At 71.7% G+C, this 12,857-nt stretch carries 13 protein-coding genes, 1 tRNA gene and 1 riboswitch; of the genes, 6 read left to right on the top strand and 8 right to left on the bottom strand.

The annotated features are described in order from the left end of the window. Positions 1 to 63 precede the first annotated feature (63 nt). The 5 genes from ABEA42_RS14960 to ABEA42_RS14940 form a co-directional block, all read right to left on the bottom strand. Positions 64 to 1,074, bottom strand: a complete 1,011-nt coding sequence (locus tag ABEA42_RS14960; RefSeq protein ID WP_345504585.1) for a sensor histidine kinase — start codon at positions 1,072 to 1,074, stop codon at positions 64 to 66. 209 nt (positions 1,075 to 1,283) lie between these two features. Further along, a tRNA-Val gene (locus ABEA42_RS14955) sits at positions 1,284 to 1,360 on the bottom strand. Between the two features lie 75 nt (positions 1,361 to 1,435). Continuing rightward, positions 1,436 to 1,885, bottom strand: a complete 450-nt coding sequence (locus ABEA42_RS14950) for a TIGR02611 family protein (RefSeq protein ID WP_345504583.1) — start codon at positions 1,883 to 1,885, stop codon at positions 1,436 to 1,438. Continuing rightward, positions 1,882 to 2,724 carry an aminotransferase class IV gene (locus ABEA42_RS14945; protein ID WP_345504581.1) on the bottom strand — a complete coding sequence of 281 codons (843 nt, stop codon included), beginning with the start codon at positions 2,722 to 2,724 and terminating at the stop codon, positions 1,882 to 1,884. Before ABEA42_RS14945 ends, ABEA42_RS14950 begins: the two co-directional genes overlap by 4 nt. After that, on the bottom strand, positions 2,721 to 3,749 hold the full coding sequence (locus ABEA42_RS14940) for a chorismate-binding protein (protein ID WP_345504580.1): 1,029 nt from the start codon (positions 3,747 to 3,749) through the stop codon (positions 2,721 to 2,723). The genes ABEA42_RS14945 and ABEA42_RS14940 overlap by 4 nt, the downstream gene beginning before the upstream one ends. A 35-nt stretch (positions 3,750 to 3,784) precedes the next feature. Between ABEA42_RS14940 and ABEA42_RS14935 the strand changes: the two genes are divergently transcribed. From ABEA42_RS14935 to ABEA42_RS14910, 6 genes are all read left to right on the top strand, one after another. Continuing rightward, entirely contained in the window at positions 3,785 to 4,963 is a 1,179-nt protein-coding gene (locus tag ABEA42_RS14935; RefSeq protein WP_345504577.1) for a CapA family protein, read from the top strand. A gap of 89 nt (positions 4,964 to 5,052) precedes the next feature. Beyond that, entirely contained in the window at positions 5,053 to 6,153 is a 1,101-nt protein-coding gene (locus tag ABEA42_RS14930; protein WP_345504574.1) for an LLM class flavin-dependent oxidoreductase, read from the top strand. Further along, the gene (locus tag ABEA42_RS14925; RefSeq protein ID WP_345504572.1) at positions 6,150 to 6,800 is read left to right on the top strand and encodes a CE1759 family FMN reductase; all 651 of its coding nucleotides are present in this window, start codon (positions 6,150 to 6,152) and stop codon (positions 6,798 to 6,800) included. Before ABEA42_RS14930 ends, ABEA42_RS14925 begins: the two co-directional genes overlap by 4 nt. A gap of 74 nt (positions 6,801 to 6,874) precedes the next feature. Beyond that, a complete protein-coding gene (locus tag ABEA42_RS14920; RefSeq protein ID WP_345504570.1) occupies positions 6,875 to 7,408 on the top strand; it encodes a flavodoxin family protein in 534 nt (177 codons plus the stop codon). A 48-nt stretch (positions 7,409 to 7,456) separates the two neighbouring features. After that, entirely contained in the window at positions 7,457 to 8,224 is a 768-nt protein-coding gene (locus ABEA42_RS14915; RefSeq protein ID WP_345504569.1) for an SDR family NAD(P)-dependent oxidoreductase, read from the top strand. Between the two features lie 50 nt (positions 8,225 to 8,274). Continuing rightward, complete coding sequence (locus tag ABEA42_RS14910; RefSeq protein ID WP_345504568.1) at positions 8,275 to 8,703, top strand: OsmC family protein; 429 nt, start codon at positions 8,275 to 8,277, stop codon at positions 8,701 to 8,703. A 62-nt stretch (positions 8,704 to 8,765) separates the two neighbouring features. Here ABEA42_RS14910 and ABEA42_RS14905 read toward each other — a convergent pair whose 3' ends face one another. The 3 genes from ABEA42_RS14905 to ABEA42_RS14895 are packed head-to-tail and all read right to left on the bottom strand — an operon-like array spanning position 8,766 to position 12,477. Next, positions 8,766 to 8,972, bottom strand: a complete 207-nt coding sequence (locus tag ABEA42_RS14905) for a hypothetical protein (RefSeq protein WP_345504566.1) — start codon at positions 8,970 to 8,972, stop codon at positions 8,766 to 8,768. A gap of 38 nt (positions 8,973 to 9,010) precedes the next feature. Continuing rightward, the gene (locus ABEA42_RS14900) at positions 9,011 to 10,030 is read right to left on the bottom strand and encodes a ribonucleotide-diphosphate reductase subunit beta (RefSeq protein WP_345504564.1); all 1,020 of its coding nucleotides are present in this window, start codon (positions 10,028 to 10,030) and stop codon (positions 9,011 to 9,013) included. Next, positions 10,027 to 12,477: a ribonucleoside-diphosphate reductase subunit alpha gene (locus ABEA42_RS14895; RefSeq protein ID WP_345504562.1), complete on the bottom strand. Its 2,451-nt coding sequence runs from the start codon at positions 12,475 to 12,477 to the stop codon at positions 10,027 to 10,029. The genes ABEA42_RS14900 and ABEA42_RS14895 overlap by 4 nt, the downstream gene beginning before the upstream one ends. 123 nt (positions 12,478 to 12,600) lie before the next feature. Continuing rightward, a riboswitch (cobalamin riboswitch) is annotated at positions 12,601 to 12,844 on the bottom strand. Positions 12,845 to 12,857: the final 13 nt, after the last annotated feature.

The following is a 12,857-nucleotide window of genomic DNA, read 5'->3' as shown; positions in this document are numbered from 1 at the left end:
CCGTCGCCGTGGATCATCGCCCTGGATCGTTGCCGTGGACCGGTGCCGCGGACCGGGAGCGGCTCAGAGCCAGGTGTGGATGCGGACGGTCGTCCCCGCAGGCCCCGACCTCACCTGGACGAGGTCGCACAGCTGGTTGGCGATCCACAGCCCGCGTCCCCGCGCCACCTCCTCGGCGGGACGGCGCCGGCCCGTCATCGGGTCGGCGATCCGCCCGCGGCCGCGGACCTCGCACACCAGGGCGGCGTCCTGCTGCCAGATCCGCAGCTCCCCGGTCCCGCTCCCGTACTTGACGCTGTTGACCGCGACCTCGTGGACGGCCAGGACGAGGTCGTCGCAGCGGTCGGCGTCGAGCCCCGCCGACGACGCGTGGGCGGCCACGTCACGGCGCACCGCGGCGTAGTCGCCGTCGGCGAACGACCGGTGGGCCACGACCACGTCCATCCAGGGCAGGTCCTCCTCGAACATCGCTCCCACGTGGTGGGCGCCCCCGTACGCCGTGCTCCCCCGGTGCGCCTCGATGTCGACGACGACCGGGTGCGAGCGGTGCGCCTCCTCGATGACGTCCGCGGGCAGGCCCTCCACGTCGTAGGGGCAGACGAGCCACAGCGGGGTGTCGGGGTGGACGGCCATGTTGAGGAGCGCCTCGTGCAGCTGGCACTCGGCCAGCTCCACCGCGCGCCGGCCCGCCCAGATCGGCTCGCCGACCCCGCGCACGGGGCGTCCGTCCACGGCGCGGTCCTCGGTGAAGGCCTGCCACGCGGGGATGATCCGTGCAGGGTTGGCGCCGAGCTGCTCCATGTCGACGAACTCCACCCGGCGGGCGTCGGAGCCCAGGGCGTCGCGGAGCAGCTCGGTGCGGCTGCGCGTCACCGCGACCATCACGGCCTGCCCGGCGTCGAGGCCGTCCCGGACGAAGGACTCGGTGCCCGCGACGAACTGCTCGTCCCCCGACCAGAGGAAGGCCTCGTGGCGGTAGCCGTCGTGGCTGGGCCTCGCGGTGCGCGCAGAATGGTCCGCCGGGTCGCCCCTCGTGCGGTCCCTGACCTGCTCACCCTGGTGGGACGTGACCACTCCCTTCGAGGAGGTCGGACGCTGGGCGCGGCCGACCGGTGGTGCGGGAGGTCTGGGGCTGCAGGCTACTCCCGCGCGTCGGATGGGTCGACGGCTTTGCGGTGAGCGGTCGGGTATGGGTGCTGCTGTCCGGAAACGGCGGAGCCCCCTCGCGGCGTGCCGGGAGGGGGCTCTGGCTGCGTGGTGGCCGTGGCGGCGCACCGGCGTGGTGGTGGACGTGAAGGGACTCGAACCCATGGCCTCTCGCGTGTGAAGCGAACGCTCTAACCAACTGAGCTACACGTCCAGGTGCCCTTGCGGGCCTGCCGAAGAATAGCCGGACCCGGTGCGATGGGCGAAATCGGGTGGCGGACAGGGCGCGTCAGAGGCCGGGGAGCCCCGTCAGCCAGTCCTCGACGACGTCCGGGAAGAAGGTCGGCACCCCGGACAGGAGGAACAGCCCGTAGAACACGAGGGCCACGAGCACCGCCGTCGCGAGCCCGACCAGCCCCTTGACCCACCAGGGCTTGGGGCGCAGCCAGTCGTTCCAGTCGTCCAGCCGAGCCCGTCCCCAGTCCAGCACCCGCTGCGCGCGCTCGAACTCCGACGCGAGGATGCCGATGCCGAGGAAGACGATCAGCCACCCGGGTCCCGGGGCCGGGACGGCGATCAGCCCGGCGATGGTGACGAGGCCGCCGACGATCCCGACGACCCACTTGTACATGCGGTGGCTGTGCGGGTTGGAGCGGATGCGGCGGCGCCACTCCCAGTCCTTCTCGCCCCGGTCCTTCCGGTCGTCGTCGGTCGAGACCGAGCCCCGCTGCTCGCTCACGGGTCGAGCCTCTCGACGCACAGCCGCGCGAACACGTCGGCGGCTCTCCGGGTCACCGGCCCGACCCGCAGCTCGCGGTCGTCGACGGCGTGGATCGGCAGCACGTCCTTGGTGCTGCTCGTGATGAAGACCTCGTCCGCCTGCTGCAGCACCTCGAGCGGCAGCGCCTCCTCGCGGACCTCGAGGCCGTCCTCGCGGCACCACTCGATGGTCACCTCGCGCGTGATGCCGGCCAGGCACCCGGAGTCCAGCGGCGGGGTGCGGATGATGCCCTCGACGACGACGAAGATGTTGGAGCCGGTGCACTCGCACAGCTCTCCACGCGTGTTGGCGAACACCGCCTCGATCGCCCCGCGCTCCTTGGCGTACGCGAGGGCGACGACGTTCTCGGCGTACGACGTGGTCTTGAGGCCGGCCACCGCGGAACGCTCGTTGCGGGTCCACGGCGTCACGGCGACCTTGGCGCTGGCCGGGGGCCGCGGCTGGGGTCCGGCGGTGACGATGTAGGTCAGCGGGCTGTCGTCGCGGTCCGAGCCGAGCGGGCCGGCACCACCGGTGACGGAGTAGCGCAGCCGCCCGAACTCGATGGGCTCGCCTGCTTCGAGGACCGCCTTGGTGCCCCCGGCGATGAGGTCGTGGTCGGCCGGCGGCAACCCGAGACCCGCGAGCGTGCGGTCGAGGCGCCGGGCGTGGCGCGTGGCCGCGAAGACCTGCCCCCGGTCGACCTTCGCCGTCTCGAACGCCCCGTCGCCGACGGTGACCCCGTGGTCGAGCGCGGCGATGGCCGGCTCGTCCACCGCGGTGAGCCGGCCGTTGACCCAGACCCTGACATCTGTCATGGGTCCACCTTCCCAGATGCGAGCCCGACGAGCCGCGCCGCCTTCACCCGTGTCTCCTCCCACTCCCCCTCCGGGTCCGACCCCCAGGTGATGCCGGCGCCGGTCCCGAACCGCAGCCACCTGCTGCCGTCCTCGTCCCGGTCGGCCCAGAACGTGCGGATGCCAACGGCCAGCTCGGCGGTGCCGCGGTCGGCATCGAGCCAGCCCACCGCGCCGCAGTACGGCCCACGGGCCACGGGCTCGAGGTCGGCGATGGCCTGCAGGGCGGTGTGCTTGGGCGCCCCGGAGACGGACCCGGGTGGGAACGTCGCCGCCATCACCTCGCCCCAGCCGGCCCCGGCGCGCAGCCGCGACGAGACCGAGGAGACCAGGTGGACCATGCCCGGGTGCTGCTCCGGGGCGCAGAGATGGTCAACGCGCACGGTGCCCGGGCGGCTCACGTGGGACAGGTCGTTGCGGACCAGGTCGACGATCATGACGTTCTCGGCGTAGTCCTTGGGCAGCATCGCGCCCAGCGCCGTCGCCGTGCCCTTGATGGGCCGTGACTCCACCCGGTCGCCGTCCCGCAGCAGGAACGCCTCGGGGCTGGCGCAGACCACGTCCAGGCCGGCGGACGGCAGGTGCACGCGGCCCGCGTGCGGCGCCGGGTTGCCCCTGGCGAGCAGGGCGGCGAGCCCGTCGAGGTCGGCGTCCTCCGGCAGGGCGTGCGAGAGCACCCGGCAGAGGTTGACCTGGTAGACGGTGCCGTCGGCGATGCGGCGGCGCACCTCCTCCACCCCGGCCACGTACTCCGCGTGGTCCAGGCTCGTGGCCCACTCCCCCTCCAGCGGGGCCCAGGGCGCGACCGGTGGTGGCGGGGCGTCGCGGGTGACGCGGTCGAGCCGCACGGCCGTGAGCGGGCCCTCGAACTCCGCGACGACCGCCCAGAAGCCCGACGCGATGCCGCTGAGGTCGTGGCGCACCTCCACGGGCTCGGTGGCCACGAGGGACCCGAACCGGACGTGTCCCGATGCGGCCGCCTCCACGACCGCGATCCTAGGGCGACCTAGACTCCGGCCCCATGCGCGCTCTCGCCCCCCTCGCCGCGGCCGGCCTCGCCGTCACGCTCACTGCTGCCTGCTCGGGCGGTGCTGCGGCCCCCGCCACCTCCACGTCGCAGGCCCCGGCGGGCACCCCGAGCAGCTCTGCAGCGAGCCCGTCGACACCTGCCACCCCGACGTCGACGACGGCCGGCGCACCCGCGACCTCGAGCGCCACGACGACCGCGCGGCCGAGCGACCCCGACGTGCTGACCATGGCGTTCGCCGGCGACGTGCACTTCGAGGACTACCTGGCGCCGCTGGCCCGTGACCCGCAGGGGCTGGCCGGGCTGCGCTCCACGCTGGGCGCCGCCGACCTGTCCGTGGTCAACCTCGAGACCGCGATCACCGAGCGGGGCACCAAGATCGGCAAGGAGTTCCACTTCCGGGCGCCTGCCTCGGCCCTGGTGACGGTGCAGAACGCCGGCGTGGACGCCGTGAGCATGGCCAACAACCACGGCGTCGACTACGGCCCGGTCGGGCTGCAGGACACCCTGGCCGCCAAGCGCACCAGCCCCATCCCCGTGGTGGGCATCGGCGCGGACGAGGCCGAGGCGTATGCGCCTGCCGTCCTGTCGGCCAAGGGCCTGAAGGTGGCCGTCTTCGGTGCCTCCGAGGTGTTCGAGATGACCCTGGCGAGGTACTCCGCGGGGCCCGGGAAGGGTGGTATCGCCAGCGCCGCCCCGGTCACCCGCCTGCGGCAGGCGGTCGCGGCAGCGCACCGCAAGTACGACGTCGTCGTCGTGTTCCTGCACTGGGGGCTGGACTACCAGAAGTGCCCCGACAACCTCTCGGCGGAGACCGCGCAGGCCCTGGCCGAGGCCGGGGCCGACATCATCGTCGGCGGCCACTCGCACCGGGTGAACGGTGCGGGGTGGCTGGGTCGCTCCTATGTCGCGTACGGGCTCGGCAACTTCGTCTGGTGGCGCAGCCACGAGCCGGACTCGCGCTCGGGCGTGCTCACCCTGTCCCTGGACGTGCGCCGCGCCAAGGCGCGCGCCGACGACGGCCACAGCCTCGTGCGGCGCGCGAGCTGGACGCCCATGCTCATCGGCGCCGACGGCATACCCCGCCGGCCGTCCACCGCGGACAGCTCGCGCCTCATGGGGCTGTGGAAGCAGGCGAACGCCTGCACCGGGCTGGAGTCCTCGCCGAGCTGACCGGGAGCCCTCCCCGGTGGAATGAAGGTGACAGGCCCACCGTTGATGTAGTTGAATTTGCAACTAACCAACCGAGGAGCGCGAGACAGATGCAGTTCGGGATCTTCACCGTCGGCGACGTCACCACCGACCCGACCACCCGCACCACCCCCACCGAGCACGAGCGCATCAAGGCCACCGTCGAGATCGCGAAGAAGGCCGACGAGGTCGGCCTCGACGTCGTCGCCGTCGGGCAGCACCACAACCCGCCGTTCGTCGCGTCCGCCCCCACGACGACCATGGCCTACATCGCGGCCCAGACCGAGCACATCCTCCTGTCGACCTCGACCACCCTGATCACCACCACCGACCCGGTGCGGATCGCCGAGGACTACGCCACCCTCCAGCACCTCACCGACGGCCGGATGGACCTCATGCTCGGCCGCGGCAACACCGGCCCCGTCTACCCGTGGTTCGGCAAGGACATCCGCGACGGCATCGCCCTCGCGGTCGAGAACTACGCCCTCCTGCGCCGTCTCTGGACCGAGGACGTGGTCACCTGGGAGGGGAAGTTCCGCACGCCGCTGCAGTCCTTCACCGCGACCCCGCGACCCCTCGACGGGATCGCACCGTTCGTCTGGCACGGCTCGATCCGCAGCCCCGAGATCGCGGAGCAGGCCGCCTACTACGGCGACGGGTTCTTCCACAACAACATCTTCTGGCCGATGAGCCACACCAAGCAGATGGTCGCGCTGTACCGCCGCCGGTTCGAGCACTACGGCCACGGCTCCGCCGACCAGGCCATCGTCGGCCTCGGGGGCCAGGTGTTCATGCGGGCCAACAGCCAGGACGCGGTGCGCGAGTTCCGGCCCTACTTCAACGAGGCGCCGGTCTACGGGCACGGCCTGAGCCTGGAGGACTTCAGCCGGGAGACGCCGCTCACCGTCGGGTCGCCCCAGCAGGTCATCGAGCGCTACGCCGCGATGGCCGACCACGTCGGCGACTACCAGCGACAGCTCTTCCTCGTCGACCACGCCGGCCTTCCACTGAAGACCGTGCTGGAGCAGCTCGACATCCTCGGTGGTGAGGTCGTCCCCGAGCTGCGGAAGATCGCCGCCGCCCGCAAGCCCGCCCACGTCCCCGACGCCCCCACCCACGCCGGTCGCCTCGCCGCGGCCCACACCCAGCAGACCGAGGAGGTCGCCCGATGAGCACGCCCACCAGCACGGAGCGCACCCCGCGTCGCCTCGTCGTCGTCCAGGCAGGGGTCGGCCAGCCGTCCTCGACCAGGCTGCTGGCCGAGCGCCTGGCCACGAGCACGGCGGACGCCCTGCTCGAGCGCGGCGAGGACACGCAGGTGGAGTTCGTCGACCTGCGGCTGCACGTCCACGCGCTCGCCGACGCCATGCTCACCGGCTTCGCCTCGGGCGACCTCGCCGAGGCCGTCGAGGCCGTGCGCGCGGCCGATGCCGTCATCGTCGCGACGCCCGTCTACCAGGCCTCCTACAGCGGCCTGTTCAAGACCTTCGTCGACATCCTCGACGAGGGCTCGCTCAAGGGCACCCCGGTGCTCCTGGCCGCAACGGCCGGCACCGCCCGGCACTCCCTCGTGCTCGAGCACGCCATGCGTCCGCTGTTCGCGCACCTCAAGGCGGTGACGGTCCCCACGGCGGTGTTCGCCGCCTCCGAGGACTGGGGGGCCGGTGGTCTCGACCACGGCCTCGCCGCCCGCACCGGCGTCGCCGCCCGCGAGCTGGCCGACCTCGTCGCCGGTGCCGGGCCCTCCCGCAGGGCGCCGGGCCGCCTCGACGGGGAGCTCGCCGACCCGGTGCCGTTCGAGCAGCTGCTCGCAGGCTGACGGCACCGCCGGGTCGCCACGGCGGGGGACGTTCGGCCCGGGCGCCCCGCCGTGGCGACCAGCAGCATGGAGGCATGGGCACAGCACTGGTCGTCTACGAGTCCATGTACGGCAACACCGAGCGGGTCGCGCAAGCCATCGCCGAGGGTCTTCGTGACCACGTCGACGCCATCGTCTGCGAGGTCGGGGTCGCCCCCGACACGTTGCCCGACATCGAGCTCCTCGTCGTGGGTGGACCCACCCACGCCTTCGGCATGTCGCGTGCCAGCACCCGCGAGGACGCCGCCCGGAGCGCGGCCCGGCCGGTGCTCTCCGGTCGCCGGGGCCTGCGCGAGTGGACCGAGGCCCTCTCCGCGCCCACGACGCCGGTGGCCCTCGCCACCTTCGACACCAAGGTCGCCCGCCCACGCCTACCCGGCTCCGCGGCCCACGCGGTCGCCCGGCGGCTGCGCCAGCTCGGGATGCGCCCCGTCTGCTCCCCGGAGACCTTCCACGTGCAGGGCCGCGAGGGCCCGCTGTCGGAGGGTGAGCTCGACCGGGCCAGGGACTGGGGACAGAGCGTCGCCCGGCAGTGGCGACGGCACGGCTCCAGCGAGCTCGCCGGCTGACGCCCGCTCGACCTCCCCTCCAGCGCGCGGACGCCATACATTGGCTCCATGGGTGCACTGGAGCGCTTCTCCCTGTCCGGCAGGGTCGCCGTCGTCACGGGCGGCACGCGCGGCCTCGGCGCCGGCTTCGCGGCAGCCCTGGGAGACGCCGGTGCGTCGGTCGTGCTGGTCGGTCGCGACGAGGACGCCGCCGAAGGTGTATTGAAGTCGTTGCGCGACAACGACATCCGCGCGGAGTTCGTGCAGGCAGACGTGACGGTGCCGGCGGACGTCGAACGCGTGCTCGCCACGACCCTGGACCGCTTCGGCAGGGTGGACGTCCTCGTCAACAACGCCGGTGCCTGCGTCCACGCGCCCGCGCTCGACGTCACCCCGGAGGACTGGCGCTCCGTCATGGACGTCAACCTCGACGCGGTGTGGACCTGCTCGCAGGTCTTCGGGCGGCACTTCGTCGAGCAGGGCACCGGCACCATCGTCAACATCGGGTCGATGTCGGGCTTCATCGTCAACCGGCCCCAGTGGCAGCCGGCCTACAACGCCTCCAAGGCGGCCGTGCACCACCTGACCCGCAGCCTCGCTGCGGAGTGGGCTCCGTACGGCGTGCGCGTCAACGCCCTCGCCCCCGGCTACATCAAGACCGACATGTCCCCCGTCGACGACCCCGCCTTCCGGCAGCACTGGATCGAGGACGCACCGATGCAGCGCTACGGCACCGTGGAGGAGCTTGCCCCGGCCGTGGTCTTCCTCGCCAGCGACGCCTCGTCGTTCGTCACCGGCTCCGTGCTCGTCGCGGACGGCGGCTACACCACCTTCTGACCCCGACGTCCCGAATACCCAACCGGCACCACCGACCCGCAGGAGAAGACATGGCCACGACCCGCACCGCCTCCGCCCACTGGGAGGGATCCCTCATGGAAGGCTCCGGGGAGGTGACCCTGGAGTCCTCGGGCATCGGCACCTATGCCGTCACGTGGCCCTCGCGCGCCGAGACCGCCAACGGCAGGACGAGCCCGGAGGAGCTCATCGCCGCGGCCCACTCGACCTGCTTCTCCATGGCCCTCTCGCACGGGCTGGCCCAGGCAGGCACACCGCCGACGACGATCGACACGACGGCGAACGTGACGTTCCAGCCTGGCACCGGCATCACCGGGATCGCCCTGTCCGTCAAGGGATCCGTGCCCGGCATCACCGCCGAGCAGTTCGAGGAGGCCGCGCAGGCCGCCAAGGCCGGCTGCCCGGTGAGCCAGGCGCTGGCCGCGGTCCCGATCACGCTGGAGACCAGCTTCACCGGGTAGCAGCGGCCCTGGTCGACGGCGGAGGGTGCCGCCCGAGCGGCGCCCTCCGCCTCGTCCCTCCCTCAGGCGCGGTGGTGCCCGTTCCGGCGCCGGCCCCTGAAGCCGCTGAGGGCCACCAGGACACCCACGACGGCCACCACCGGTCCGAGGACGGCCCACAGGGTGACCCCGCTCATCACGCTCCCGCCCAGGACGTCGATGCCCTGGAGGAACCACACCACCCCGATGAGCACGAGGAACGCACCGAGGGCCACGCGCACAGGCTTCATGCCGCGAGCGTAACCCCCGGTGCGCAAGACCCCCGGGCTCAGAAGTCCTCGTCGAAGCCGACCGAGCCGCCCACCCCCACCTGGTAGGCCGAGACGCGGCGCTCGAAGAAGTTGGACAGCTCCTGCACGTCCTGCAACTCCATGAACGCCAGCGGGTTGCTCGCGCCGTACTCGGGCTCCAGGCCCAGCTGCTCCAGCCGCCGGTCGGCCACGCTCTCGAGGTAGGTGCGCATGTCGGCCGTGGACAGGCCCGCCACTCCCCCGCCGAGCAGGTCCTCCGCGAACTGCGCCTCCGCGTCCACCGCAGCCCGCACCATGGCACGCACCTGGTCGGCGAGGGCGTCGTCGAACAGGTCGGGCTCCTCCTCGCGCACCGTCCGCACCACGTCGAACGCGAACGCCATGTGCATCGACTCGTCGCGGAACACCCAGTTGGTGCCACTGGCGAGCCCGTTGAGCAGCCCTCGGGACCGCAGGAAGTAGACGTAGGCGAAGGCGCCGTAGAAGAACAGCCCCTCGATGCAGGCGGCGAAGCAGATCACGTTGAGCAGGAAGGCCCTGCGGTGCTCACGGGTCTCCAGCCGGTCGAGGTCGAACACCGAGTCGATCCACTCGAAGCAGAAGTCGGCCTTGGCCTTGATCGAGGGGATGTTGTCGACGGCGGCGAAGGCCTCGTGCCGCTCCTTCTCGTCGGGGACGTAGGTGTCGAGCAGGGTCAGGTAGAACTGCACGTGCACGGCCTCCTCGAACAGCTGACGGCTGAGGTACAGCCGTCCCTCCGGGGAGTTCACGTGCTGGTAGAGGTTGAGGACCAGGTTGTTGGCCACGATCGTGTCGCCGGTCGCGAAGAACGCCACGAGCCGGCTGACGAGGTGCCGCTCGGCCGCCGTGAGTCGCTGCAGGTCCTTGAGGTCGCTGTGCAGGTCGACCTCCTCCACCGTCCAGGTGTTCTTGATGGCGTCGCGGTAGCGCTCGTAGAAGTGCGGGTAGCGCATCGGCCGCAGGGTCAGGTTCATCCCGGGGTCGAGCAGCATCGGGTCGGTCGTCGTGGTGGTCATTCGCAGGCCTCGCAGGTCTCGGGGTTCTCGAGGGAGCACGCGATGGCCGCCTCGTCGGAAATGGGTACGGCGGTGGTGGGTACGGCGGTGGTGGGTACGGCGCTGGTGGGCACGGCGGCTCCGATGCTGATCGTCGCCTGCTGGATCCGGGTCGCGGGCCTCGACCTCAGGTAGTAGGTCGTCTTGAGCCCGGCCTTCCACGCGTAGAGGTACATCGAGCTGAGCTTGCCGATCGTCGGGGCGGCGAGGAACAGGTTGAGCGACTGGCTCTGGTCGATGTAGGGCTGGCGCGCCGCCGCGAGCTCGATCAGCGCCTTCTGCGGCAGCTCCCACGCCGTGCGGAACAGATGCCGGACGTCCTCGGGGATGGCGGTGATGCCCTGGACCGAGCCCTCGCTGCGCTTGATCGCCTCGCGGACCTCGGGGGTCCACAGGTCGCGCGCCTTGAGCTCCCGCACGAGTGCGGTGTTCACCTGGAGGAACTCCCCCGACAGTGTCTCGCGCTTGAACAGGTTGGAGACCTGGGGCTCGATGCACTCGTAGACGCCGGCGATCGAGGCGATGGTCGCGGTCGGCGCGATCGCGATGAGCAGGGAGTTGCGAAGTCCGTTCTCCTCGATGGCCTTTCGCAGCGACGCCCAGCGTTCCGTCTGCGTCGGGGTCACGCCCCAGAGGTCCGGCTGGAGGGTGCCGCCGGCAGCGCGGGTCTGCTCGTACGCCGGGTGCGAACCGTGCTCGGAGGCCAGCTCCGTCGACCGCTCGAGGGCGGACAGGTAGACCTCCTCGGCGATGCGGGTGGACAGCTCACGGGCGTCCTCGGAGTCGAAGGGCAGGCGCAGGGCGAAGAACACGTCCTGCAGGCCCATCACGCCCAGCCCCACCGGCCGCCACCGCGGGTTGGAGGCGGCCGACTCCTCGCTCGGGTAGTAGTTGATGTCGATGACGCGGTCGAGGTAGGTCACCGCCGTGCGGACCGTCGCGCGCAGCTTCTCCCAGTCGACGGCGCCGCGCTCGGCCGTGAGGTGCTGGGCCAGGTTGACCGAGCCGAGGTTGCAGACGGCGGTCTCGGTGTCCGAGGAGACCTCGATGATCTCGGTGCACAGGTTCGACAGGTGGACGACGGGCGCGTCCGGGCCCTGCTCGTCACTGGTCTGGTTGCACGTGCGGTTGCTGGCGTCCTTGAAGGTCATCCAGCCGTTCCCGGTCTGGGCGAGGGTGCGCATCATCCTGCCGTAGAGCTCCCGGGCGCTAACCGTCCGCACCACGCGGCCGTCGCGCTCGGCGGCGGCATACGCCTCCTCGAAGGCCGGCCCCCAGAGGTCGGGGAGCTCGGGCACCTGGTCGGGGTCGATCAGGCTCCACTGCTCGTCCGCCTCGACGCGCCGCATGAACTCGTCGGGGACCCAGTTGGCGAGGTTGAGGTTGTGGGTCCTGCGGGCGTCCTCCCCGGTGTTGTCCCGCAGCTCGAGGAACTCCTCGATGTCGGGGTGCCACGGCTCGAGGTAGACGCAGGCGGCACCCTTGCGCCGACCGCCCTGGTTGACCGCGGAGACCGACGAGTCGAGGGTGCGCAGCCACGGGACGATGCCGTTGGAGTGGCCGTTGGTGCCGCGGATCAGGGCGCCACGGGAGCGCACCCGGGACCACGAGATCCCGATGCCACCGGCGAACTTCGACAGCTTGGCGACCTGGGCGTAGCGGTCGTAGATCGACTCGAGCCGGTCCTGCGGCGAGTCGACGAGGTAGCACGACGACATCTGGGTGTGCCGGGTGCCGGAGTTGAAGAGCGTCGGCGAGCTGGGCAGGTAGGCCAGCGACGCCATCAGCCGGTAGAACGCGATCGCCTCCTGCGGGGTGCGGGACAGTCCGCAGGCGACGCGCAGCAGGAAGTACTGCGGGGTCTCGATGACTCTGCGCGTCTCGGGGTGGCGCAGCAGGTAGCGGTCGTAGACGGTCCGCAGCCCGAAGTACTCGAACCTCCGGTCGTTCGACACGTCGACCGCGTGGTCGAGCTTGCGGGCGTTGGCCTCGACGAACGCGGCGGTCTCGTCACCGATGAGGCCCTCGAGGTGCCCGAGCCGGACGGCCTGGCTGAACGACGCGATCTGCTGGCCGCGCACCTCCTTGTCGATGTAGTTGGACAGCAGCCGGGCGGCCAGCCTGGAGTACTCCGGCTCCGTCGCCGTCATCTCCGCAGCGGTCTGGATGGACAGCCGGTCGAGCTCCGCGGTCGTCGCGCCGTCGTACAGCCCGCTGATGGTGCGGGTCGCGATCACGGTGGGGTCGACCTGGGTGAGGTCGTCGCACCAGCGTTCCACCGCCCGGACGATCTTCAGCACGTCTACGGGCTCGCTGTCGCCGTTGCGCTTGCGCACGGCCATGGTGCGGCGGGCCGGGGGTGGGGTGGGTTGTGTGGTCGGGGTGTCGACCATGGGGGTCTGGGTCATCCTGCTCTCTCCTCGCGAGCGGTCGGTGCCGCGGACGCAGGAGGGGACGACAGGGCCCCTCGCCGAGCACGACGAGCGACCACCAGCCGTGTGACCCACCCGCGAGGCCACGACTCACCGCGCACGGCGTGCGCGGTCGCTGGCAGGTCTTCGGACTCACGGACCCGCTGTGGGCGGCCCCCGGGCTCTCGCTCGGGGTCGTCCACGGCACCTACTGGCCGTCGCTTCCCACACACCGGGGTGTGCAGTGCTGTGTGACGGCGGTCGTTTCCGCATACCGCTGCGGGGCAGTCCCGGACTCACACCGGGTTCCCTCTTGCCCCGGACCCCGTTGCGCGGGGTCCGGACCAGCACGGCACACCATATGCGGGTCGCGACGC

It is taken from the genome of Pedococcus ginsenosidimutans (genome assembly GCF_039544395.1).
Lineage (GTDB): Bacteria > Actinomycetota > Actinomycetes > Actinomycetales > Dermatophilaceae > Pedococcus > Pedococcus ginsenosidimutans.
The sequence above is the reverse complement of the archived record's forward strand: the minus strand, read 5'-3'. Positions and strand labels throughout refer to the sequence as shown.